Here is a 21,607-nt window from a genome sequence, read left to right as displayed (position 1 = left end):
ACAAGACGAGACGGGAAGGCCGGATGTGACATGCCCCGCAAATTTTTCGGATTATTTTTCAGCCGAGCGGAAAAGCCTGCGGCACAAGGATGCGTTGCTTGCGCTGCTGTCCTGGTCGGCACGCAGATAGACAAGCGGAAATTCCTTGAGATCAATGAGCATCGTTGTCTCCTAAAGGTGCATGGCGACGAATTCCCTGAGTCTGGGATCGCGGATCGACAAGAAGTCAAACAGACCCAATGCAACCAGTGCGGGCAGCGCATCGAGAATGTCCTGTTCGGTCACCTCCCGCTCCTCGGCGGTTGCGCCAGGTTTCAGCCAGAGCCGTGCGTTGATGAGGAAGGCGCCGACCGTCCCCTTGCGCACGGCAACGTCGTTGACCTCTACCTGGTTGATATTGTCGGGCAAAATGTCCTGGGCACGCATCGTCGTCTCCTTGGCAAAAATCATGCGCGCAAACTAGCCACGACACGTTGGCGCTGCTATCGTATCCATGCCAATGAATACGGCGTTGAGGCCAAAATGAGCTATTTCATCACCCCGGAACAAGCCATGTCGTCCGAAGGCCCGATCATCATTGCGGGCAAGCAGGAGAGGAGTGTTCCACGGTTCGTTGCCGTCCATGCCCATGCGCGCGGCCAGTTGCTGGGGGCGAGCACCGGTCTGTTGACGATTGGAACGGAAGCGGGGCAATGGGTCGTTCCCGCCATCCACGCGGTGTGGATACCGCCGCATCACAAGCATTCGCTGCAGTCGCATGGGGCCTATTTCGGCTGGAGTGTCTACGTGGCGGAGCCGGAATGCGCGATGCTCCCCGCCATTCCCTGCACTCTGCGCAGTTCCGGACTGCTGCGCGAGGCGGTCAATCGGGCGGCTGGCTGGAAGGGCGAGGTGCTTGATCAGGGACAGGAGCGGATTGCGCGCGTCATTCTCGATGAGATCGCCAGCCTGCCGCATGAGGATCTCGGGCTGCCGATGCCGGCGGATGCGCGGCTGGTGCGTATCGCCCATGCCTTTACCGGCAATCTGCTCGACGAGCGAAAAGCCGAGGATTGGGCCGACTGGGCGGGTATTCCCGCCCGGACGATGACGCGCAAATTCGTGGTTGAAACGGGTTTCACCTTTACCGAATGGCGCCAGCGCGCCCGGCTGATGCGGGCACTGGAATTGCTGGCAGCGGGGCAGGCGGTCACATCAGTCGCGCTTGATGTCGGTTACAACAATATCAGCGCATTCATTGCCATGTTCCGGCGCGTGTTCGGGGTCACGCCCACGCGCTATTTCGCCAATGGTCCGGTTTAGTCGCCGTTGACGAAGAAGCGCCAGCGGCCCTTCGGCGTAATGCCGAGGCGGTAGAACACATAGGTGCCGAACTGCTTCATCTCGTCATAATCCCCGGCGGTGACGATCTGGAAGAGCTCCACGCGCTGCTTGGCATCGAGCTTGTCGAGCGGGTAGGCGAAGAAATACGGCCAGACGTAGAGCTCATCAGGCGTTCCGGCATCCAGATGGACGTAGCCTGAATTGAGGATATCGATGGCGATGGCGAGGATTTCCTGTCCATCCGTGTCGCCGGCAAGGCTCTTCAGATAGGCAATCGGGTCGCCGTCCGTATCGGCAAGCGACAGCATCGTCATGTCGTCGCCCGAGCCGATCAGCGGCCGCAGGGATTCCAGCGAACCGGTCTTGGCTGCGGCAATGATAAGCTCGCGCATTTTCTGCACCGGGAACGGCAGTTTGGTGACGTCATATTCCACGTGCGGCGGCGGGGAGCCTTCCGGCACGTTCGGCAGGGCCGGATTGCTGCGCGGCGCACCAGCCGTGTCGTTTTCCTTGGCAGCGGGTGCCTCGGGCGCCTTCTTTTCCTGCGCTGCGGCAGGGGCGGCGGGCTTTTCCGGTGTTGTCGTGGCGGGTTTGGTTTCGGAAGCGGCAGGCGGAGCGGCCGGTGCCTTCTCGTCCGGCTTTGCCGGAGCCGTTTCAGCGGCCTTCGGCAATTCTTCCTTCTTGATCTCGCTGAGCGCCAGCTGCACGGGCCTGTCCAGTGCAGCGGCATAGGCAGGAACAGCGCAGGCGCAAAGGACTGCCGCTAGAAAACCTGTTCTGGCGATCACGGAAGCGGAAGCGAGCTTGTCGAGCATGCAGGATCACCCGGTCGTTGAATTATTGCAGGACGCGATTCGAAGAGAATTCACCCGCAGAAATACGTTCGCGCAGCACCTCGAGCAAGGCCAGCGCGGACACTTCGCCGTTATCCCTGATCAATTCGGTCAGCGCGGTCGCAAATGCAGCTTCGGCCATGATCTCGGGCTCGATACCTTCAAGAGTGCCATCTGCCCAGACTTCATTCTGATATTCGATCGCAACCAGCTTTTTTTCTTCTGCAACCAACTTATCGAGGTCCGCCGATGTCATGTTCATGATTATACCATCCTTGGCCGAAGCCAATTCTTAAACTGCCGCTAAACAATACCATACGTTTTGCTTAAAATGCGGTCCTTTGGCTTCAACAGTTAAAGCCTGGTTAATTTCCATAGCCCGATATGATCTCCGAAGAAAGCCTTTCTCCTTCGGTCTGGTAGCGGTCAATCGCCGCAATCGCCTGGCTCGTGCACGCCGTATAGGTCTCGGTAAACGTCCGGTAGCCGCGGTTGAAACTGGCCACCAGCCGCGCCCGGCGGGCAGGGTCCGGATTCTCCGCCGCCAGCAGCGAATCCATCCGGTCGCGCCACTGGCTGCTTTTTTCGCCGCAGATGTTGCGCAGCGAATGAATGGAGCCGAGAATTTCCGCCAGCCGGATCAGCTTTGTTTCATATAACGGGTCCACCGCGTGGGCGGGACCCGCGCTGACGATCGCCAACAGAAATGCTGATATCAATGCTCTGCGGCGCACGTCTTGACCCTGTGGCGGTGGAATCCCCTGCAGACGGTTGTGGCCGGAAAGCAAGGCGTCTTCAAGGCGCAATGCGGCAATACCCTCAACTTTTGAAGGTTCGCGCCAGAGCGTGGGCCATGTCGAGCACGCTGGCGGTGACATCGAAGCTGGCCATTTCCTCGACTTTCAGCCAGTGGACCGCCGCCGCGTCGTCGGCGGCAATGGCCTCGCCCCGGGGATCATGCGCCAGGAAAACCGCGAGGCGATAGGGCCGGGGGGCGGGAAATTCCGGGGTCGAATAATCGAAGACAACCGTGTCGAGATAGGACACCTCCGTCGCGCGGATGCCGGTTTCTTCGAACAGTTCGCGGATGGCGGCGCTATCGGGCGCTTCTCCCTCTTCGCGCCGCCCGCCGGGGAAGGCCAGCCAGCCCTTGGCGGGTTCGCGCCCACGCTCCACCAGGAGGAAAGCCTCGTTGCGGATACAGACGGCTGAAACGCCGTCAACATCGGGGGAAAGCGGAATCTGTGCCATATGTCAGGGTTATGTCGCGGCTGGGGCTTTGACAAGAGCATCGTGCAACATCCCGCAAACTCCACCTTGACCCGGCATCGAAAAACCGGATGATCGCCACTCCAATTCAAATAGGCTCTCATTGCATGTGCGGACGTTTTGCCCTCCTCGGAACCCCGGAAGAGATCGAAGCCCTGATGGGGCTGATAGATGTCGAGGCCTTTCCGGCCCGCTACAATATCGCGCCGACACAGCCGGTGCTGATGATCGTCTCGGGCGAAACGCCGCCGCCCGGCAGCAACCGTCCCGACAGGCGCGCGCTGCTGGTGCGCTGGGGGTTCATTCCCGGCTGGGTCAAGGACACCGCCGATTATCCGCTGATGATCAATGCCCGTTCGGAAACCGCCATCGACAAGGCATCGTTCAAAACAGCCATGCGGCATCGCCGTGCGCTCATTCCCGCTTCAGGGTTTTACGAATGGCGCCGCGACGGCAAGAACAAGTCGCAGGCCTTCTGGATCAGGCCGAAACACGGCGGCGTCATCGCCTTTGCCGGCCTGTACGAGCCATGGGCCAATGCGGAAGGCTCGGAAATGGACACGGGCGCGATCCTGACCACCAGCGCCAATGAAACGCTGCGCCCCATCCATGACCGCATGCCCGTCGTCATCGATCCCAAGGATTTCAGCCGCTGGCTCGACTGCAAGACCCAGGAGCCGCGCCATGTCGCCGATCTGCTGAAACCGGCCCAGCCGGACTTTTTCGAGGCGATACCGGTGTCCGACAAGGTCAACAAGGTTGCCAATATGGGCCCGGACATTCAGGAACGGGTGGTCGAAGGGGCTTTTGAGGTCAAAAAACCGCTGCGGCAGAAGCCGCCCGAGTCCGACGATCAGATGAAGCTGTTCTGACCGTCCATCCAAGCCTCCCATTCAGATTTCAGGATTTTCCCATGTTTTCCGCCGCTTTGTCCGGTTTCCTTCTTGGTGCCTCGTTGATCATCGCCATCGGCGCGCAGAATGCCTTCATTCTGCGCCAGGGGCTTTTGCAGGAGCATGTTTTCATCCTGTCCCTGATCTGTGCGCTGTCCGATGCGCTGCTGATCACCGCCGGTGTTGCCGGTCTCGGCACGCTGATTGCCCAGTCCCCCAAGCTGATTTCTATGGTCACGCTTGGCGGCGCGGCGTTCCTGTTCTGGTATGCATCGGTGGCGTTTCGCCGGGCGCTCAAGCCGGAGGCCATGCAGGCGGCGCGCTCGGGCGGGGGCTCGCTGCAGGCGGCCATTGCCACGGTTCTGGCGCTGACCTTCCTCAATCCGCATGTCTATCTGGATACGGTGGTTCTGCTGGGCGGCCTGTCGGCGCGTTTTGAAGGCGCCAACCGCGCGGCCTATGGCGCCGGAGCTGCGGTCGCCTCTTTCGTCTGGTTCTTCGGTCTCGGCTATGGCGCGAGACTGCTGCAGCCGGTTTTTGCCAAGCCGGCCGCATGGCGTGTCCTGGACGTCCTCATCGGCCTTATCATGGCCGGGATCGCCCTCAGTCTGTTAGTCCGTTTCCTGCACGGTTGAAACGGTCAGCAGCGGCCGCTGGCGCGGCTTGGTCAAAACGGCGGCCTGAACGGCGGCCGGGCCAATCGCACGGTATTGTGCGGCCAGATGATCGGCGAAAACGGTGTCGCGGGCTTTGGCCGCTACGGAAGTGTTGGTCATGTGTCCGGTCCTGTGTCGCGGGGACAATTCCCCTCTGTCTGGGGTGCAGGAATCCCGGTCAATTCCGCCGGAAAAAAGGCACATTCCGGGAGGATTTTGGGCTTTCCGGTTAATTTGAATTAACCAGTTCAAACCCGATAAATTTGCCACACCCGGCCGCTGGCAAGTTGCGCTTGACCTTGCGCCCCGGCTCAATCATAAATGCAATCATGAAAACGTCGTCCGTAACGATTATTACCTGTCGGATTATTATCAGCTAGCGCTTCGCTGGCCCCGGCCGTTTTCGTCTCAAAATTCGCTCCAAAGATGTGAAACGCACCGGTCGCCAGACCAGCGCCGTGATATGCGTTTTTACAGTTGCAACCCGAATTTGAGATCAAAGACATGCCGCAGACCCTGAGCCTCTACAACACGCTCACCCGCACGAAGGAAGACTTCGTGCCGATCGATCCGAAAAACGTGCGCATGTATGTCTGCGGTCCGACCGTCTACGACTATGCCCATATCGGCAATGCCCGCCCGGTGATCGTCTTTGACGTCCTGTTCCGGCTGCTGCGCCATCTGCATGGCGAGGCGCAGGTGACCTATGTGCGCAACATCACCGACGTGGATGACAAGATCAACGCCCGTGCGGCGCGCGATTATCCCGGCCTGCCGCTCAACGAGGCGATCCGGATTGTCACCGACAAGACCAATGCGCAGTTTCAGGCCGATGTGAAGGCGCTGGGCAATCTCGAGCCCTCCGACCAGCCGCGCGCCACGGATTATATCCGGGAGATGGTGGCAATGATCGACCGTCTGGTCGAGCGGGGCGTCGCCTACGTCGCCGACGGCCATGTGCTGTTTTCCCCTTCGGCGATGAATGCCCGCAAGGGCCCGCGCTACGGGCTGCTCGCCCGCCGTTCGGCCGATGACATGCTTGCCGGCGCCCGCGTTGACGTGGCGTCGTACAAGCGCGACGAGATGGACTTTGTCCTGTGGAAGCCGTCCAAGGCGGATGAACCCGGCTGGCCGTCGCCGGCGGGCATCGAAGGGCTTGGCCGCCCCGGCTGGCACATCGAGTGCTCCGCCATGGCGATGGCCAAGCTGCTCGAGCCCTTCGGCGGCGGGCTTGCCTGCGACGATCCGATGAAGAACATTTTCGATATCCATGCCGGCGGCATCGATCTGGTGTTCCCGCACCATGAGAATGAGATCGCCCAGTCGTGCTGCGCGCTGGGGACCGAGCGCATGGCCAATATCTGGATGCACAACGGTTTCCTGCAGGTCGAAGGCCAGAAAATGGCCAAGAGTGCCGGCAACTTCTTCACCATCAACGAGCTGCTGCAAACGACAGTCTTTGGTGAGCGCAAGTGGCCGGGCGCGGTGCTGCGTCTGGCCATGCTGATGACCAATTACCGCGAGCCGATCGATTTCACCGTCAAACGGCTCGAGGAAGCGGAGAACATCCTGCTCAAGGCGCGCGAATATGTCGGGGATGCACCGGTTGGCACGATCCCGGATGATGCGATCACCATCCTGTCGGACGATCTGGCAACGCCAAGCCTGATCAACTGGCTGGCATCGATCCGCAAATCCGGCTCGGTCAGCCCGGCGGATTACCACGCGGCATTTGCCCTGCTGGGTGTGGATGTGGCGGGACAAACGGCGGCCAACCTGTCCGACGCCTTCAAGGCGGAGCTCGATGCCAGGATCAACGAGCGGTTGTCTCTGCTTGCGGCGAAAAGCTTTGCCGAGGCAGACCGCATCCGCAATGAGCTGTTGGAAAAGGGCATTCAGCTGAAGGACGGCAAGGACCCGCAGACCGGCGAGCGCGTGACAACCTGGGAGGTGAAACGGTGACATTGGCGCTGTTTCACCCCCCTCTGTCCTGCCGGACATCTCCCCCACAAGGGGGGAGATCAGCTTTCATGGCTGCCGTCGTACAATCTGAGAGTTTGAACATTGTGGGTAAACACCGATGTCGATGTGATCTCCCCCCTTGTGGGGGAGATGTCCGGCAGGACAGAGGGGGGTGAGTACCATGCCGTCACATACACCTGTTCCCCGCAAAATTCGGAGCAATGCCAAGGCAATGCGCCGGGCATTGACGGATGCGGAACTGAAGCTCTGGAATGCGGTTCGTGCGCACCGGTTGATGGGGCTAAGCTTTAAAAGGCAGATGCCCGTTGCCGGTTACATCGTTGATTTTGCTTGTCCTTCACATCGTGTGATTGTTGAGCTTGATGGCGCGCAGCATGCTGAAGATGATCATTTGATCTATGATCTGGGCAGAACCCACCGGCTGGAAGCCGATGGCTGGGTCGTCCTGCGTTTCTGGAATGACGATGTCTTGCGGGATATCGAGGGCGTGTGTCAGCACATTGTCCGTGTTGCGCTGAAGGGGAGCCACAGCCATGAGTCTTGATAACAGGCCCGTCTATAGCGGCGGCTGTCAGTGCGGCGCGGTGCGGTTCCGCGTTGAAGGTGCGCTGACCGATACCTCCATCTGTCATTGCCGCATGTGCCAGAAGGCTTTCGGCAATTTCTATGCGCCGCTGGTTTCCACCAGGACGGCGCACCTGGAGTGGACGCGCGGCGCGCCAAAACGCTTCCGCTCGTCCAATCACGTCCAGCGCGGCTTCTGCGCCGCTTGCGGCACGCCCCTGACCTACGAGGCGCCCGACGGCGTCGCGCTGGCCATCGGCGCCTTCGATCATCCGGAAGAGCTGGCGCCGCTCGTGCAATGGGGCATCGAAGACAAGCTGCCCTATGTCGATGATCTCAGCCTGTTGCCGGGCCACAGGTCCGATGGCGATCCGGAATCGATCGAATTCCTGAAAACAATGGTTTCCAACCAGCATCCCGATCATGATACGGATGCATGGCCGCTGGGGCCGCTGGGGGAGGCGGGCAAGTGACAAAAGAACGCGTTTATCTCTTCGACACGACGTTGCGCGACGGGCAGCAGACGCCGGGCATCGATTTTTCGGTCGAGGACAAGAAGGTCATTGCCGATATGCTCGATGAGTTCGGCCTTGACTATGTCGAGGGCGGCTATCCCGGCGCCAATCCGACCGACACGGCCTTCTTTGCGGAAAAGCGAACCAAGCGGGCAAAGTTTGCCGCTTTTGGCATGACCAAGCGCGCCGGTGTTTCGGTGTCCAACGATCCGGGGCTGGCGGCGCTGATCCGCTCTTCGGCCGATGTCGTCTGTTTTGTCGGCAAGAGCTGGGACTACCATGTCCGCGTTGCGCTCGGCTGCACCAACGAGGAGAACCTCGAATCCATCGATGCCTCCGTTCGGGCGGCGGTCGCGGCGGGCAAGGAAGCCATCGTCGATTGCGAGCATTTCTTCGACGGCTACAAGGCCAATCCGGACTATGCCATGGCCTGCGCCAAAACCGCCTATGAGGCCGGGGCGCGCTGGGTGGTGCTGTGCGATACCAATGGCGGCACGCAGCCGAATGAAGTTGGCGCGATCGTCCGCGCCGTCACCAAAGCCATACCCGGCGACCACCTCGGCATTCATGCCCACAACGACACGGAGCAGGCGGTTGCCAATTCGCTCGCGGCCGTCGATGCGGGCGTGCGGCATATCCAGGGCACGCTCAACGGCATCGGCGAGCGCTGCGGTAATGCCAATCTGATCACGATCATCCCGACGCTGGCGCTCAAGCCCGCCTGGTCGGACCGCTTCGAAACCGGCATCAGCGCCGAAAAGCTCAAGGGCCTGTCGCGCCTGTCGCGCAGTTTCGATGAACTGCTCAACCGCGCGCCCAATGCGCAGGGCGCCTTTGTCGGCGCTTCGGCTTTCGCCACCAAGGCGGGCATTCACGCCTCCGCGCTGATCAAGGAACCCGCGACCTACGAACACATACCGCCGGAGACTGTCGGTAACCGCCGCAAGGTCATGGTGTCCGATCAGGGTGGAAAATCCAACTTTATCAATGAGCTGGAGCGGCGCGGCATTCCCGTTGCAAAAAACGATCCGCGCCTCGATACGCTGATCGCGCTGGTCAAGGAGCACGAGGCTGAGGGTTATGCCTATGAGGGCGCCGATGCCAGTTTCGAGCTGCTAGCCCGCCGCACGCTCGGTACGGTGCCGGAATTCTTCAAGGTCGAATCCTTCCGCTGCATGGTCGAACGCCGCTTCGATGCCAATGGCAATATCAAGACCGTCTCCGAAGCCGTGGTCCGCGTCGAGGTTGATGGCGAGCAGCGCATGTCCGTGGCGGAAGGACATGGCCCGGTCAATGCGCTCGATCTGGCCTTGCGCAAGGACATGGGGCGCTACCAGCACGAGATCGACGATCTGGTGCTGGCGGATTTCAAGGTGCGTATCCTCAATGGCGGCACGGAAGCCATCACCCGGGTTCTGGTCGAATCGACGGATTCCAGCAATGTGCGCTGGTGGACGGTGGGCGTTTCCGACAATATCATCGATGCCTCGTTTCAGGCGCTGATGGACTCAATCGTCTATAAATTGATGAAAAATCGCGATCTCGCGGGCAAAATTGCTGCCGAGTGAGCCGGTTTTTTCGATTTTTGGATGAAATTGATTCCAAATCATCAAGGGCGTTGATGGGATGATCAGCCGAATTCGATAGACGTTTCCGGCCGGTGGTCGTAGAGCATCGCCGCATGAGTGAACAGATCAATCAAAGCGGCCTTGGGGCTGGAGCAATCGCAGCTGAAGCAGGGCCGGGAATGTCCGACGGCAGGAAAGGCTTTATCTTTGCGCTTTCCGCCTATCTGCTGTGGGGCATCCTGCCGTTCTATCTGAAAGCCGTGGCTTACATGCCGGCGCTGGAAGTGGTGGCGCACCGCATCGTCTGGTCGGTTCCCATTGCCGGTGCCGTGCTGTGGTGGCTGGGCCGTTTCGACGATCTGAGAACCGCGCTGACAACGCCGCGCATGCTGGCCATGGCCACCTTGACGGCGACGCTGATCACCATCAACTGGGGCACCTATGTCTGGGCCATCGGTGCCGGGCACGCCATCGACACGGCGCTCGGCTATTACATCAATCCGCTGGTGAACGTGGTGCTCGGCAGTATTTTCCTGTCGGAAAAGCTGACGCGCCCGCAGATGGTGGCGGTCGGCCTTGCGGCCTGCGCGGTTGTGCTCCTGACCATTTCATCCGGCGGCCTGCCGTGGATTTCGCTGGTTCTCGCCTTCAGCTTCGGTTTCTACGGCTTCTTCCGCAAAACGTTGCCCATCGGCCCGACCCAAGGCTTCATGCTGGAAGTGCTGATCCTGTCCATTCCCTCGCTTGGCTTCATTGCCTGGACCGTGGCGCAGGGCACGAGCCATTTCGTCAATGGCGGCAGCCATGATATCGGCCTTCTCCTGTTTGCCGGTCCGGCCACGGCCATTCCGCTTATTCTCTACGCTTTTGGCGCAAAACTCCTGCGCTACACCACCATCGGCCTGATGCAGTATCTCGCGCCGACCATCGTGTTCCTGTGCGCCATCTTCGTGTTCAAGGAGCCGTTCTCCAACAGCCAGTTCATTGCCTTCGCGCTGATCTGGGCGGCGCTGGCGATCTACACCTGGTCGATGCTGCATGAATCGCGCAAGGCGAAGGCTCTAACGCCCTGATCCGCCGATCCTGCGGACGACCAGGTAGACCATGGCTGAAATGATCACGGCGAGCAGCGCCACCACCCAGAAGCCATGCGCGCTGTTGGCGAAGGGCAGGCCCGGCGTGTTCATGCCGAACAGCCCGGTGATGACGTTGCTCGGCAACAGCACGGCGGTCATGACAGAGAGCACGTAGAGAAAACGGTTGGACTGATCGGTCATCTTGGCCAGCAGTTCGTCCTGCAGCAGCCTTGCGCGCTGCTGCAGCTGTTCGCCTTCCGCATGCAGCGTTGCCGCGCGGATCGACAGGCCTTCGATCAGATCGTCCAGATCTTCCGGCAGGGCGCGCCGGTCCGCATGGTCGATATGGCGGAACAGGCTGGTCGCAGCCGTGAGATAGCGGTGAAACACCACGATCTGGCGGCGCACAGGCACCAGCCGTTCGCGCTCACCCTGCCATTTTTCGCTGACGATGTGGTCCTCGATGGAATCAAGCGTTTCCGAAAGCCGGTTGATCTCGGCCTTGAGCAGGTCGAGAAAGCGCCGGAATATCGCGTTGAACAGTGCGATCGGCGCGGCCGGCCTGATCTTGCCGCGATTGATGGACTGGCGCACGTCATCCACCGATTGCAGCGGGTGCCGGCGGCCGCTGATGAACAGGTTCCTGTCGAAGGCAAAGCGGAAATAACCGAGCTCGCGCGGATCGCCGTAGTGCTCGTGCTGCAGATCCGGCAGTTCACCGAACAGCCAGCCGTCTTCGAAGCTGATCTGGCATTGATCGCCGGAGGAGAGAAAGGCTTCGCGCACGCTGTCCGGCAGGCTCTTGTCCGCTGCTAGGCTGCGCCGGGCGCGCGCATCGGCCAGCGCATAACTCTTCCAGGTCCATGCCTTGTCCGATACGGCGGCGGGTTCGGACAGCAAGGCGCCATCGCTGCCGAACCGGTAGGATATGACGAAGTCGTCCTGGGGGAAAAGCTTGGCGTCGGGGGCGGGATCTAAGCTCAGCGTTTGAACCATGAAATCCCCGCTCCTTCGCTTCTACAGCCGTTCGATGATCGCTTCGTCGCCGTCCCGGTCGCCTCTTGCTGCTGCTTTGAGGATCGCCGGAACGATATCTTCCGGGCGTTCTACCACAAGCGGATTGACCAAATGTGACGTATGCACGAAGCCTTCCGCCTTCATGTGATCGATGAGGGCAAGCATCGGATTCCAGAACCCGTTGATGTTGGCGAACACCATCGGCTTGCGGTGGCGCCCGAGCTGCGCCCAGGTCATGATCTCGACGATCTCCTCCACCGTGCCGATGCCGCCGGGCAGGGTGACGAAGGCGTCGGAGCGCTCGAACATCTTGTGCTTGCGCTCGTGCATGTCCTCGGTGACGACCAGTTCCGATAGCTGGCCGAGCGCATGCTCGGTGGCTTCCTTGTTCATCAGGAACTTCGGAATGATGCCGGTGACCTTGCCGCCCGCCGACATGACACCATCGGCAACGGCGCCCATGATGCCCTTCGTGCCGCCGCCGTACACCAGCTCAAGCCCGTTTTCGGCAATGGATTTGCCCAGCATCCTGCCGCTCTGTTTGTAAATCGGATCGCGGCCCGGAGACGAGCCGCAGTAAACGCAGATGGATTGAATCTTGCTCATTTGAAAAGTGGTGCCTTCTGTGCGGTGAAACGTCAAGCCGCTGCGGATGCGACAAAAGCCTCGAATTGCGAATCTGGTAGAATAATCACAAAGAATGAGGCTGAATCTAAACGGTTTTCTTGTGGCAGAGCACAAAAGGCGCTAGTGGAACGAATTTGACATTCGCATTCCGTTTGACATCATCTGCAACATGCGAATGTCAAATTCAAAGTTCCACTAGAATCATAGACTTGCTAGTGGTCCTTTGATTCTGACATTTGCTTATTTGGCTTGTATCAATGGGGGGCAAATGTCAGAATCGGACCACTAGAGCAAAAAGAACAAAAGGGTTGGGGATCGATGGTCAAGAACAAGTTTGCACTATTGGGGTTTGGCGTTGTTGTCGCCGTGGGGCTGGCTGCTGCCTATCTGGGGTTTGTTCCGGGTAAGCCGACTTCCAATACGCCGGCCGTAACGGCGAGCGGAAACGCACCTGCGCCAGCCGCGCAAACGCCCGCCGCAAAACCGGCCGAACAGCCGCAAGCTGCACCTTCGACCGACACGACGGCACCGGCTGCCGCGCCAGCCGCAGGCACGACGACGCCGCAGGTTGAAGCAGCCGAGGGCAAGCCGGGTGCTCCAACCTTCGATGTGCTGCGCGTTGACCCCAAGGGGACGATCGTTCTGGCGGGCAAGGCTGCCAACAATGCCAAGGTGGACCTTCTGGCCCGCGGCGATATTCTTGGAACCACCAAGGCTTCGCCCAATGGCGACTTCGTCATCGTCCTCGATGATCCCCTGAAGCCCGGCGATTACCAGCTGGTCCTGCGCTCGACGGCACCCGATGGCAGCGCCATGACATCGCTGGAAACCGCCATCGTCTCCATCCCCGAAACCAAATCGGGGCAGGTCCTGGCGCTTGTCGAACAATCCGGCCAGCCGAGCCGGCTGATCACCGTACCGGAAGCTCCGGCAGGTCAGGCGGCTTCCAACCAGCCGGCCGCAGCAGCGGCGCCCACCGGCGACAAGCCTGCCAAGCAGCCCGCCGCCAAGGCCCGCATCGTTGTCGAAGCGGTGGAGATCGAAGGCAGCAAACTGTTCATCGCCGGCATTGCCGATGCCGGTTACACGGTCAAGGTCTATGCCAACGACAACCTCATCGGCTCGACCAAGACGGGCGCCGATGGCCACTTTCTCGTGCAGACAACCCGCGACCTGCCCGTGGGCGACTATATCATCCGTGCGGACATGGTGGAAAAGGACGGCGTGACCGTCATTGCCCGCGCCGCCGTGCCGTTCAAGCGCGAGGCAGGCCAGCGCGTGTCGGCCGTCGCACCATCCGCAACGCCCGCACCGGCGGCAACGGCGCAGGCTTCGACCGAAGCAGCCCCGGCTGCCGGCAGTGAACAGGCGTCGGGCGCCGATACGGCCAAGCCGCTTCGCAATGTCGATGGTTCGGTCATCATCCGGCGCGGCGACAATCTGTGGACGATTTCGCGCCGGACCTACGGTGCGGGTGTGCGCTATACGACGATCTATCTGGCCAACAAGGAGCAGATCCAGAACCCGAACAGGATTTTCCCCGGACAGGTCTTTTCACTGCCGGAAAAGGACAAGCCGGCGCCGCAATAGCGGAGGACGGACGGGTGGCATTCGCGATCAAAGCCGAGATTCGCGATCCGCAGGCGGAAATGTTCGCATTCAACGCGAAGAAGACCATGTATGGCGGCAAGCATATCGCCGCCGGTGACACGGTCTTTCTCTTCGCCAGCGAGAACGAGGGCGGGCAGGGGCTTGTCGGGCGCGGTGTCGTCATCTCAGCCGAAGCCGTCGCCAGGAAGAGCGGCGTCATCAGGCAAACGCCGCGTGTCAGCGTTGTGATCCGGCGCAATGCCCGTGCCACGCGTCCGCTCGGCAGGCGGGAACTCAAGCATCTGACCGACTGGAAGGATGGTGAGCCCGGTACGGAACTCAACTTCAAGTTCTACCGCCAGGCAACTGACAAGATCGTCGGAATCTCGGATCGGACGGCGGCGTTTCTCGACGGCTTTTTCTGATGCTTGAGCGTTGGATATGCTCCAAAACCGCACCCGCATGGCATGGATGACCCGCTTTAACCCTTGCATTGGAAAATTATATCGTTTATCGCCGATGAACGATGAAATGCAGCAACCGATTTCAACAGGCGATGTCAGATGCGGAAACGGCGCGGATTCTCACCGCGCTCGCCCATCCCGCGCGCCTGCGCATTGTCCGGCAGCTGGCCGGGCTGAACGCCTCCTGCTGCAAGGATATTGTCGCAACGCTTGATCTGGCGCAGTCGACCGTATCGCAGCATCTGAAAATACTGGTCGATGCCGGTCTGGTGAATTACCGCCAGTCCGGCCAGAGTTCCCATTACAGCATCAATCCGGACGCCTTTGCCGATGTCGCCGCCCTTGTCGGCGATATGGCCAATCTCTGCTGTCCACCCGATACCATTGTGCCGGCAGCGCGGGTAGCCGCTGCGGCCATCAAGGAATAGCCGTGGCTGAAAAAACTGTCTCCGCCGAGTCTGGCAAAACGCTGCAGACCATCCGCAATCTTTGGACCTATATGTGGCCGGATGAACGTCCCGACCTGAAGATGCGGGTCGTCTGGGCCTCGTTCTACCTGCTGATTTCCAAGGTCATCCTCATTCTGGTGCCCTATTTCTTCAAATGGGCAACCAATGCCTTGAACGGCAAGTTCGTGCCGTCCGATCTCTTGCCGCTCATTCTCGTCGGCCCGCTGATGCTGGTGGCCGCCTACAATGCCGCGCGCATCATTCAGGCGGGGTTGAACCAGCTGCGCGATGCGCTGTTTGCCAGTGTCGGGCAATATGCCGTGCGCAAGCTTGCCTACCGGACATTCGTGCACATGCACAACCTGTCCCTGCGCTTCCATGTCGAGCGGCGCACCGGCGGTTTGTCGCGCATCATCGAGCGCGGCACCAAGGGCATTGAAACCATCGTCCGCTTCACCATCCTCAACACCGCGCCGACGATCATCGAATTCCTGCTGACCGCCGTGATTTTCGCGTTTGCCTATGGCCTGTCCTATCTCGCCGTGGTCGTGGCGACGGTCTGGCTCTACACCTGGTTCACCATCCGTGCCAGCGACTGGCGGATCAGCATCCGCCGCGACATGAACGATTCCGACACGGACGCCAACACCAAGGCCATCGACTCGCTCCTGAACTTCGAGACGGTCAAATATTTCGGCAATGAACAGATGGAGGCCAGCCGCTTCGATGCGGCCATGGCGCGCTACGAGATTTCCGCGACCCGCATCTGGACGTCGCTCGGCTGGCTGAATTTCGGCCAGTCGGTGATTTTCGGCATCGGCATGGCGGTCATGATGATCATGTCGGGCAGGGAGGTGCTGGCCGGCACGCAGACCCTCGGCGATTTCGTCTTCATCAATGCCATGCTCATGCAGCTTTCCATTCCGCTCAATTTCATCGGCTTCATCTACCGCGAAGTGCGGCAGGGCCTGACCGATATCGAACAGATGTTCGACCTTCTCGATGTCGAGCAGGAGGTGACCGACAAGCCCGATGCCAGGCCGCTGGTGATCGAGCGCGGCGCCGTGCGCTTTGACAATGTGAAGTTCGCCTACGATCCCAAGCGCCCGATCCTCAAGGGGGTGAGCTTCGAAGTTCCCGCCGGCAAGACTGTCGCCATTGTCGGTCCGTCGGGTGCCGGCAAATCCACCCTGTCGCGCCTGCTTTACCGCTTCTACGATATCCAGGGCGGTTCGATCAGCATTGACGGCCAGGATATCCGCGACGTGACGCAGGAAAGCCTGCGCGCGGTGATCGGCATGGTGCCGCAGGATACGGTGCTGTTCAACGATACCATCGCCTACAACGTCCGCTATGGTCGCATCACGGCAACGGAAGAGGAAGTGCGCAACGCGGCCGAGCTTGCCCAGATCGGCAGTTTCATCCAGAGCCTGCCGGAAGGCTACAATGCCATGGTCGGCGAGCGCGGCCTGAAACTCTCCGGCGGTGAAAAGCAGCGCGTTGCCATTGCCCGCACCATTTTGAAGGCGCCGCCGATCCTGATCCTCGACGAGGCCACCTCGGCGCTCGACAGCGCGACCGAACATGAAATCCAGGCTTCGCTCGATCTGGTCAGCCGCGACCGCACCACGCTGGTGATCGCCCACCGCCTGTCGACGATCATCGGTGCCGACGAGATCATCGTGCTCAAGGATGGCGTGATTGCCGAACGCGGCAGGCACGCGGCGCTTCTGGCCGAAAACGGCCTCTATGCCTCCATGTGGAACCGCCAGCGCGAGGCAACCGAGGCCGAAGAACGCCTGCGCAAGGTGCGCGAGGAAGACGATCTGGGTGTGGTTGTCCGGGGCAAGCCGGCGCTCGACGTCGCCGTCGAGCCGTGAAAAGTCGCAGCCAGCAAAAGTCCGCCACTGAAGAATTCTGCTGATGACCGGTGCAAGCCGGGTTGAAAGGTTTGCCCCCGCTGCCAATCTCCGATAAGTAACGCGAAATTCCGGCGCGGCGTGTATGCTGCCCGGCGAACACCCGGCGCTGTCAGGAACAAAGCAATGAGCCTTGTCGATTCCATCCGCAACACTCTGGTCCCCATCCATCGGGAAGGTTATCCGTTCATCGCCGGTTTTGCCGGCGTGACGGTGGTTCTCGGTTATTTCTGGGAACCGCTGTTCTGGATCGGCCTCATCCTCACCGCCTGGTGCATCTATTTCTATCGCGATCCGCAGCGCGTCACCCCGACCGACGACCGGCTGGTGATCAGCCCGGCCGATGGCATCGTATCGGCCGTCGGGCCCGCCGTGCCGCCGCGCGAGCTCAACCTCGGCGACCGCGAGATGACCCGCATTTCCGTGTTCATGAACGTGTTTTCCTGCCATATCAACCGCGCCCCGGTGCGTGGCCGCATCACCACCATTGTTCACAAGCCGGGCAAGTTCCTCAATGCGGAACTCGACAAGGCAAGCGCCGAGAACGAGCGCAACGGCCTGGTGATCGACAGCCCCAATGGCCAGGTTGCCGTGGTGCAGATTGCCGGTCTCGTGGCACGCCGCATTGTCTGCTGGGTCGATGAAAACAATTCCATTTCCATCGGCGAACGCTTTGGCCTGATCCGTTTCGGCTCGCGCGTGGACGTCTACCTGCCGGACGGTTTTGCACCGCGCGTTGCCGTCGGCCAGACGGCCGTTGGCGGCGAGAGCGTGCTGGCGGAATTCGGCGGCGAGCCCAGCGCCCCGCTGGTCCGTATCAGCTGAGGCGCGCGGCATGAACGAACCCGAGACCGATCCGCTGTTCGATGAAAAGCCGCAGGTGCAGGAACCCACGGGTTCGCGCATCCCCATGCGCTATCTCGTGCCGAATGTCATTACGGTTCTGGCCATCTGCGCCGGTTTGACCGGTATCCGGCTGGCCTTCGAGAATCGCTTCGAGCTGGCGGTATCGATGGTCCTTCTCGCCGCGTTCCTCGATGGCATTGACGGGCGCATCGCCCGCATGATGAAGGGGTCGACAAAATTCGGCGCGCAGATGGATTCGCTTGCCGATATCGTCAATTTCGGCGTGGCGCCCGCGCTGGTGCTCTATGCCTACATGCTGGATCAGGCCCGCTCCTTCGGCTGGATCGCCGCGCTGCTCTACTGCATTGCCTGCTGCCTGCGCCTGGCCCGCTTCAACGTGATGCTTGATGTGATCGGCAAACCGGCATGGCAGGGCAATTTTTTCACCGGCGTTCCCGCCCCGGCGGGGGCGATGCTGGTGATGCTGCCGGTCTATCTCGGTTTTCTCGGCCTCGCGCCGACGCGGCCACTGGCCTTTGCCGGCGCCGCCTATACCGTCTGCGTGGCGATCCTGATGATCAGCCGCTTGCCGGTGTTCAGCGGCAAGGCAGCCGGAACAAAACTCCGCTCCGACTGGGTGATGCCGAGCTTCCTGTTCATCGTGGTCTATGTGGCATTCCTGATGAGCTATACGTGGCAGACGCTGACGCTGACGACCGTCGGCTTCTTCCTGAGCCTGCCGTTCAGCGCCCGCGCATGGAAGCGGCACGAGGCGGCGGATGCCGCCGCCGCTGCCGTTTCAGAGTCTGCACCGTCCGAGGGAGCTGCATAAGCTCTGTGTGGCAGCGCATCTATTGCGCTTTGAGCGTCCGGTCGAACGCCTCTGTGATCATATCGATCAGCTGCGCATGAATGGCGCTGCGGGAGTTCCCATCTCCATCGTCGCACAGGGGCGGTAATTTCTCGCGCTTGAGCGCTTCCGATGCGCCAGTCTTGCATTCGGCAACCATGCTTTCATGTACTGCCCGTTCTATTCTGTCGTGGCGTGCACCCTTGATGGTTCCGGCAATCTCAGAAGCGTCCAAAGTCGGAAGACTGTCTTCAGGTCGCCCGAGACTGATAATATCAACGGGGATTGAGATGTTGGCGATGCTTTCGCGTGTGAAAACGTCAGAAGGTCCGGGATCGACCGCGACAATCGCATGAACGCGCGCATCTATGTTGTTGCGTCCTGCAAGCTCTAAATTCATCGCGTGAAGATCAACGCCGCTTTGCTTGACCCACCCGCACATATAGGGATTGCGCGAACTCGTATCACAATAGGAGGCCAGCAGTTGAGGGTTCATCCGGCCGCCTGCAACTGCAAAAACAGTGGAGCCTCCCAAGGAAAAGCCGATAGCACCGACTCTATTGGTATCGATGTCGTCTTTCAAGGAAGATACATTCTCAATGGCGTCCAGAGTGGCGGTTAAATCCGCAGGCCTGAGCCACATCTTGAAAGTTTCCGCCGCTGATAAATCTTCACCGGTACTGCCTGGATGATTGGGAGCCGCAACGATGTAACCAGCCTTGGCCAATGGCACCGCGATCCAGCCCAAGGCAGGCGCATATCCGCCAGTACCGTGTGAAAGCAGGATGACCGGATGCTTGCCATTGATAATTGGTGCATTGCGCGAAGCTGTCGTTCCCGCGAAAAACCGGTTGTCGCCAAGAAGAGTCTGTTCACCGCCGCCCTGTGCCGGATACCAAACCGTCACATCGAGATTGGCTCCGCGTTCTTTCGAAGGCGCAAGGATTTGTTGCACGCCGACATTCACGTCGGCGTTGGCCATTGACAGCATTGCCAGTGTCGAAACAGCGGCAGCACAAAATACAGTCGAGAATTTCATGATAATGTTCCTTGTTGCTTGATATAAGGATGATAAAGGGACGCGCTCTAGCGGATCGTCACGCGGGCATAGTCGCTTTTGATGCTGATCGCGGGTTTGGCACCGGGTGTGCTGTCACGCTTGCTGTCGACGAGGGATGCCTTGGCATCCACGGCGTAGCTGATGGGAACGTCCTTGCCGAAGGTGAACGAGGCGTCGAGCGCGCGGGAATCGAGCCGGATGATCTCGTTGTTGCTGACGCGGGCAAAGCGCAGGTCGCTGCGCACGGCGTCACCTGAAATGTCGAGGCTCGCCGCGTGCCCATCCAGCGCAAAATCCGCCGCATGGCCTTTGATGCGCACGGCGCCGTAGTCACCGGTCAGCCGGGCCTGCAGTGCCGCCTGTTCGATGCTGACATCGCTGTCGGCAGGCAGGCTGGCGCGGATCAGCACCTCGCAGTCGGAAAGGCTGAGCAGCGGCGCATTGACCACGTGGATGCGCAGCATCCGTTCCCTGACCTCCATGGTGGTGCGGGTGGCGCATTGATCGGCGAACCAGCTCGAATACCAGCCGGAGAACCAGCCGGACCGCGTGGCGGTGATGCGGGCCTGATAGGGCGCGCCATCGCCTGCGGTGAACACGATGCGGCTGGCTTCCCCCGTTATGGCGACGCTGTTGACCGCACCGATATCGAGCGGCGGCTTGACCTGGTCGGCGGCGCTGGGGGTTGCAGTTCCGAAGAGAAGCAGAAGGGCGGTGATAAGGCTCAGCATGATGGGCTCCTGTGGGTTGGCATGGCAACCAGAGGAGGGCGCTTTCCGCTGAAATTCGACCTTGATCACAATTCAGGTCGTCCGCGATCGTGTTTCAGGACATAGTGGGCCTCGTCCACTCGTCCCGGTCGCAGGTTCCATGCTGTTTGTTCCATTGCCTTTTGTCGTTGCCGTCCTGCTTGTCGTTCTTCTCGTCCAGATGATCCGGCGAAGCGACGGCACTGACAGGAATCCGTTCTTTCTCGCCTTGGTGTCGGTCTATGCGCTGCAATCGGTGGTGATCGGGGTGCGCTGGGGCTACGATGTGCTGGAGGTCCTGCCGGTCCAGGCTGTACTCGCCGTCATCATCGCCACGCTGGCATGGCTGAGCTTCGAAGGCCTGCGCAGTGAGCTGCCGCCGGCGCAGCGTCCATGGCTCTTGCTGCACCTGTTGCCGACGCTTGCGGTGATCGGCCTCGTCGCCTTCTGGCCTGCGCCGGTTTCGCTGGCCATCATTTTGGTGTTCGCAGGCTATGGAATTGCCCTTTCCCGCCTCGCCTTTGCCGGTCCGGATGCGTTGGGTTCATCCCGATTGGACGGTGTCATCAGCGCCTACCGGGCATTGCAGGTGACCGCCTTTGCCATTTCCAGTTCCGCGCTGACCGACATCGTCATCAGCTGGGATTTTGCAGCATCTGGCGGCAGCCATTCCGCCCGCATCGTTGCCATCGGCAATGTCCTCGCCCTGCTCGTCCTCGGGAGCGCGGCCACGGTCGCGGGAACAAGCCGCCCGGAGGAACGGGACGAATCCGTCGCGGAAGAGGGCGCGTCGCCGGTGCTGCCCAGCGCCGAAGACACGGAAATAGCCGCCGCGCTCGATCGGCTGATGCAGGCGCGGGAACTCTACCGGGATGTCGATCTCAATCTCAACCGCCTGGCGCGCAAGATGGGCCTGCCGGCCCGGCAGGTGTCGATAGCCGTCAACCGGGTCAAGGCGATGAGCGTCTCGCACTATGTCAATGATTACAGGGTGAGGGAGGCCTGCCGCCTGCTGGCGGATACGGATCGTGCGGTCACCGGCATCATGTTCGATGCCGGGTTTCAGACCAAGTCCAATTTCAACCGCGAGTTTCTGCGGGTCACCGGCATGAGCCCGAAGGCCTGGCGCGCCAATGCGCTGGCAACGAACAAATCCGGCGCAACAATTATCCGCCTCGCCGGATGATCAGTTGCAGATCCGTCTGTGCGTGGTTCGACAAGCTCACCATGAGGGAAGTGGTCGGTGCAAGGTCAACCACAAACGTCGCAGAATACAGCGCCCTACAGCCTGCTCCATCCCTCATGGTGAGCTTGTCGAACCACGCACCATGATGAATGTACGATCTAGCTCGGGTC

25 protein-coding genes are annotated in these 21,607 nt (G+C 60.6%); 15 read left to right on the top strand and 10 right to left on the bottom strand.

The window, feature by feature from the left end; translation table 11 throughout:
- Positions 1-171: 171 nt before the first annotated feature.
- Positions 172-426, bottom strand: a complete 255-nt coding sequence (locus RDL77_RS18835) for a hypothetical protein (RefSeq protein WP_288194216.1) — start codon at positions 424-426, stop codon at positions 172-174.
- A gap of 96 nt (positions 427-522) precedes the next feature.
- On the opposite strand from RDL77_RS18835, the gene RDL77_RS18830 reads away from it, so the two are divergent.
- Complete coding sequence (locus RDL77_RS18830) at positions 523-1,302, top strand: helix-turn-helix domain-containing protein (RefSeq protein WP_288194214.1); 780 nt, start codon at positions 523-525, stop codon at positions 1,300-1,302.
- Here RDL77_RS18830 and RDL77_RS18825 read toward each other — a convergent pair.
- The 4 genes from RDL77_RS18825 to RDL77_RS18810 form a co-directional block, all read right to left on the bottom strand.
- Positions 1,299-2,138 carry a hypothetical protein gene (locus tag RDL77_RS18825; RefSeq protein ID WP_288194213.1) on the bottom strand — a complete coding sequence of 280 codons (840 nt, stop codon included), beginning with the start codon at positions 2,136-2,138 and terminating at the stop codon, positions 1,299-1,301. The two genes, RDL77_RS18830 and RDL77_RS18825, sit on opposite strands and share 4 nt — an antisense overlap.
- A 22-nt stretch (positions 2,139-2,160) precedes the next feature.
- Complete coding sequence (locus RDL77_RS18820) at positions 2,161-2,418, bottom strand: hypothetical protein (RefSeq protein WP_105736147.1); 258 nt, start codon at positions 2,416-2,418, stop codon at positions 2,161-2,163.
- Between the two features lie 103 nt (positions 2,419-2,521).
- Positions 2,522-2,944 (bottom strand): TIGR02301 family protein, encoded by a 423-nt coding sequence (locus RDL77_RS18815; RefSeq protein ID WP_374042756.1) that lies wholly within the window; start codon positions 2,942-2,944, stop codon positions 2,522-2,524.
- A gap of 31 nt (positions 2,945-2,975) precedes the next feature.
- Positions 2,976-3,407 carry an NUDIX hydrolase gene (locus RDL77_RS18810; protein WP_288194211.1) on the bottom strand — a complete coding sequence of 144 codons (432 nt, stop codon included), beginning with the start codon at positions 3,405-3,407 and terminating at the stop codon, positions 2,976-2,978.
- 125 nt (positions 3,408-3,532) lie between these two features.
- Between RDL77_RS18810 and RDL77_RS18805 the strand changes: the two genes are divergently transcribed.
- Positions 3,533-4,297 (top strand): SOS response-associated peptidase, encoded by a 765-nt coding sequence (locus tag RDL77_RS18805; protein WP_288194209.1) that lies wholly within the window; start codon positions 3,533-3,535, stop codon positions 4,295-4,297.
- A 41-nt stretch (positions 4,298-4,338) separates the two neighbouring features.
- On the top strand, positions 4,339-4,953 hold the full coding sequence (locus RDL77_RS18800; RefSeq protein ID WP_288194208.1) for a LysE/ArgO family amino acid transporter: 615 nt from the start codon (positions 4,339-4,341) through the stop codon (positions 4,951-4,953).
- Here the strand turns inward: RDL77_RS18800 and RDL77_RS18795 are convergent.
- Positions 4,930-5,094: a hypothetical protein gene (locus RDL77_RS18795; RefSeq protein WP_158531317.1), complete on the bottom strand. Its 165-nt coding sequence runs from the start codon at positions 5,092-5,094 to the stop codon at positions 4,930-4,932. The genes RDL77_RS18800 and RDL77_RS18795 overlap by 24 nt on opposite strands.
- A 384-nt stretch (positions 5,095-5,478) precedes the next feature.
- Here RDL77_RS18795 and cysS point away from each other — a divergent pair, with 384 nt between their 5' ends.
- From cysS to rarD, 5 genes are all read left to right on the top strand, one after another.
- Complete coding sequence (gene cysS, locus RDL77_RS18790; RefSeq protein WP_288194207.1) at positions 5,479-6,936, top strand: cysteine--tRNA ligase; 1,458 nt, start codon at positions 5,479-5,481, stop codon at positions 6,934-6,936.
- A 181-nt stretch (positions 6,937-7,117) separates the two neighbouring features.
- Positions 7,118-7,501 (top strand): endonuclease domain-containing protein, encoded by a 384-nt coding sequence (locus RDL77_RS18785; protein WP_288194250.1) that lies wholly within the window; start codon positions 7,118-7,120, stop codon positions 7,499-7,501.
- Positions 7,491-7,994, top strand: coding sequence for a GFA family protein (locus tag RDL77_RS18780; RefSeq protein WP_288194206.1), 504 nt, complete (start codon positions 7,491-7,493; stop codon positions 7,992-7,994). The genes RDL77_RS18785 and RDL77_RS18780 overlap by 11 nt, the downstream gene beginning before the upstream one ends.
- Positions 7,991-9,604, top strand: a complete 1,614-nt coding sequence (cimA, locus tag RDL77_RS18775) for a citramalate synthase (protein ID WP_288194205.1) — start codon at positions 7,991-7,993, stop codon at positions 9,602-9,604. Before RDL77_RS18780 ends, cimA begins: the two co-directional genes overlap by 4 nt.
- A 113-nt stretch (positions 9,605-9,717) precedes the next feature.
- A complete protein-coding gene (gene rarD / locus RDL77_RS18770) occupies positions 9,718-10,677 on the top strand; it encodes an EamA family transporter RarD (protein WP_374042755.1) in 960 nt (319 codons plus the stop codon).
- Here rarD and RDL77_RS18765 read toward each other — a convergent pair.
- Both RDL77_RS18765 and RDL77_RS18760 read right to left on the bottom strand, forming a co-directional pair.
- A complete protein-coding gene (locus RDL77_RS18765) occupies positions 10,666-11,676 on the bottom strand; it encodes a CorA family divalent cation transporter (protein ID WP_288194204.1) in 1,011 nt (336 codons plus the stop codon). The genes rarD and RDL77_RS18765 overlap by 12 nt on opposite strands.
- A gap of 21 nt (positions 11,677-11,697) precedes the next feature.
- Positions 11,698-12,303 carry a TIGR00730 family Rossman fold protein gene (locus tag RDL77_RS18760; RefSeq protein ID WP_223611260.1) on the bottom strand — a complete coding sequence of 202 codons (606 nt, stop codon included), beginning with the start codon at positions 12,301-12,303 and terminating at the stop codon, positions 11,698-11,700.
- Between the two features lie 339 nt (positions 12,304-12,642).
- Here RDL77_RS18760 and RDL77_RS18755 point away from each other — a divergent pair, with 339 nt between their 5' ends.
- The 6 genes from RDL77_RS18755 (at position 12,643) to pssA (ending at position 18,424) form a co-directional block, all read left to right on the top strand.
- Positions 12,643-13,914 carry a LysM peptidoglycan-binding domain-containing protein gene (locus RDL77_RS18755; protein ID WP_288194203.1) on the top strand — a complete coding sequence of 424 codons (1,272 nt, stop codon included), beginning with the start codon at positions 12,643-12,645 and terminating at the stop codon, positions 13,912-13,914.
- 14 nt (positions 13,915-13,928) lie between these two features.
- A complete protein-coding gene (locus RDL77_RS18750) occupies positions 13,929-14,339 on the top strand; it encodes a hypothetical protein (protein ID WP_288194201.1) in 411 nt (136 codons plus the stop codon).
- A gap of 131 nt (positions 14,340-14,470) precedes the next feature.
- Positions 14,471-14,806 carry a helix-turn-helix transcriptional regulator gene (locus tag RDL77_RS18745; RefSeq protein ID WP_223611257.1) on the top strand — a complete coding sequence of 112 codons (336 nt, stop codon included), beginning with the start codon at positions 14,471-14,473 and terminating at the stop codon, positions 14,804-14,806.
- 2 nt (positions 14,807-14,808) lie between these two features.
- Positions 14,809-16,707 (top strand): ABC transporter ATP-binding protein/permease, encoded by a 1,899-nt coding sequence (locus RDL77_RS18740; protein ID WP_374042754.1) that lies wholly within the window; start codon positions 14,809-14,811, stop codon positions 16,705-16,707.
- Positions 16,708-16,872: 165 nt separating this feature from the next.
- The gene (locus RDL77_RS18735; RefSeq protein WP_374042753.1) at positions 16,873-17,571 is read left to right on the top strand and encodes a phosphatidylserine decarboxylase; all 699 of its coding nucleotides are present in this window, start codon (positions 16,873-16,875) and stop codon (positions 17,569-17,571) included.
- An 85-nt stretch (positions 17,572-17,656) separates the two neighbouring features.
- Positions 17,657-18,424: a CDP-diacylglycerol--serine O-phosphatidyltransferase gene (gene pssA, locus RDL77_RS18730; RefSeq protein ID WP_223612361.1), complete on the top strand. Its 768-nt coding sequence runs from the start codon at positions 17,657-17,659 to the stop codon at positions 18,422-18,424.
- Between the two features lie 19 nt (positions 18,425-18,443).
- Here the strand turns inward: pssA and RDL77_RS18725 are convergent, their stop codons facing one another.
- Entirely contained in the window at positions 18,444-19,481 is a 1,038-nt protein-coding gene (locus RDL77_RS18725) for a prolyl oligopeptidase family serine peptidase (RefSeq protein ID WP_223611255.1), read from the bottom strand.
- A 47-nt stretch (positions 19,482-19,528) separates the two neighbouring features.
- Positions 19,529-20,233: a hypothetical protein gene (locus RDL77_RS18720; RefSeq protein ID WP_288194199.1), complete on the bottom strand. Its 705-nt coding sequence runs from the start codon at positions 20,231-20,233 to the stop codon at positions 19,529-19,531.
- Between the two features lie 139 nt (positions 20,234-20,372).
- Here RDL77_RS18720 and RDL77_RS18715 point away from each other — a divergent pair, with 139 nt between their 5' ends.
- Positions 20,373-21,437 (top strand): AraC family transcriptional regulator, encoded by a 1,065-nt coding sequence (locus RDL77_RS18715; protein ID WP_288194197.1) that lies wholly within the window; start codon positions 20,373-20,375, stop codon positions 21,435-21,437.
- Positions 21,438-21,607: the final 170 nt, after the last annotated feature.

Source organism: uncultured Phyllobacterium sp. (genome assembly GCF_902479695.1).
In the GTDB taxonomy this organism is placed as follows: Bacteria; Pseudomonadota; Alphaproteobacteria; order Rhizobiales; family Rhizobiaceae; genus Phyllobacterium; species Phyllobacterium calauticae.
This window is presented reverse-complemented; position numbering and strand designations above follow the sequence as displayed.

What these genes read in the sequence shown, in the direction of transcription:
- RDL77_RS18755 (WP_288194203.1), top strand. Translation starts at nt 12,643, where the DNA reads ATGGTCAAGAACAAGTTTGCACTATTGGGGTTTGGCGTTGTTGTCGCC.
- RDL77_RS18720 (WP_288194199.1), bottom strand. Translation starts at nt 20,233, where the DNA reads ATGCTGAGCCTTATCACCGCCCTTCTGCTTCTCTTCGGAACTGCAACC.
- RDL77_RS18835 (WP_288194216.1), bottom strand. Translation starts at nt 426, where the DNA reads ATGCGTGCCCAGGACATTTTGCCCGACAATATCAACCAGGTAGAGGTC.
- RDL77_RS18715 (WP_288194197.1), top strand. Translation starts at nt 20,373, where the DNA reads ATGCTGTTTGTTCCATTGCCTTTTGTCGTTGCCGTCCTGCTTGTCGTT.
- RDL77_RS18745 (WP_223611257.1), top strand. Translation starts at nt 14,471, where the DNA reads ATGTCAGATGCGGAAACGGCGCGGATTCTCACCGCGCTCGCCCATCCC.
- cysS (WP_288194207.1), top strand. Translation starts at nt 5,479, where the DNA reads ATGCCGCAGACCCTGAGCCTCTACAACACGCTCACCCGCACGAAGGAA.
- RDL77_RS18800 (WP_288194208.1), top strand. Translation starts at nt 4,339, where the DNA reads ATGTTTTCCGCCGCTTTGTCCGGTTTCCTTCTTGGTGCCTCGTTGATC.
- RDL77_RS18725 (WP_223611255.1), bottom strand. Translation starts at nt 19,481, where the DNA reads ATGAAATTCTCGACTGTATTTTGTGCTGCCGCTGTTTCGACACTGGCA.
- RDL77_RS18760 (WP_223611260.1), bottom strand. Translation starts at nt 12,303, where the DNA reads ATGAGCAAGATTCAATCCATCTGCGTTTACTGCGGCTCGTCTCCGGGC.
- pssA (WP_223612361.1), top strand. Translation starts at nt 17,657, where the DNA reads ATGCGCTATCTCGTGCCGAATGTCATTACGGTTCTGGCCATCTGCGCC.
- RDL77_RS18780 (WP_288194206.1), top strand. Translation starts at nt 7,491, where the DNA reads ATGAGTCTTGATAACAGGCCCGTCTATAGCGGCGGCTGTCAGTGCGGC.
- RDL77_RS18735 (WP_374042753.1), top strand. Translation starts at nt 16,873, where the DNA reads ATGAGCCTTGTCGATTCCATCCGCAACACTCTGGTCCCCATCCATCGG.
- RDL77_RS18820 (WP_105736147.1), bottom strand. Translation starts at nt 2,418, where the DNA reads ATGAACATGACATCGGCGGACCTCGATAAGTTGGTTGCAGAAGAAAAA.
- RDL77_RS18805 (WP_288194209.1), top strand. Translation starts at nt 3,533, where the DNA reads ATGTGCGGACGTTTTGCCCTCCTCGGAACCCCGGAAGAGATCGAAGCC.
- RDL77_RS18825 (WP_288194213.1), bottom strand. Translation starts at nt 2,138, where the DNA reads ATGCTCGACAAGCTCGCTTCCGCTTCCGTGATCGCCAGAACAGGTTTT.
- RDL77_RS18785 (WP_288194250.1), top strand. Translation starts at nt 7,118, where the DNA reads ATGCCGTCACATACACCTGTTCCCCGCAAAATTCGGAGCAATGCCAAG.
- RDL77_RS18830 (WP_288194214.1), top strand. Translation starts at nt 523, where the DNA reads ATGAGCTATTTCATCACCCCGGAACAAGCCATGTCGTCCGAAGGCCCG.
- rarD (WP_374042755.1), top strand. Translation starts at nt 9,718, where the DNA reads ATGAGTGAACAGATCAATCAAAGCGGCCTTGGGGCTGGAGCAATCGCA.
- RDL77_RS18765 (WP_288194204.1), bottom strand. Translation starts at nt 11,676, where the DNA reads ATGGTTCAAACGCTGAGCTTAGATCCCGCCCCCGACGCCAAGCTTTTC.
- RDL77_RS18810 (WP_288194211.1), bottom strand. Translation starts at nt 3,407, where the DNA reads ATGGCACAGATTCCGCTTTCCCCCGATGTTGACGGCGTTTCAGCCGTC.
- RDL77_RS18795 (WP_158531317.1), bottom strand. Translation starts at nt 5,094, where the DNA reads ATGACCAACACTTCCGTAGCGGCCAAAGCCCGCGACACCGTTTTCGCC.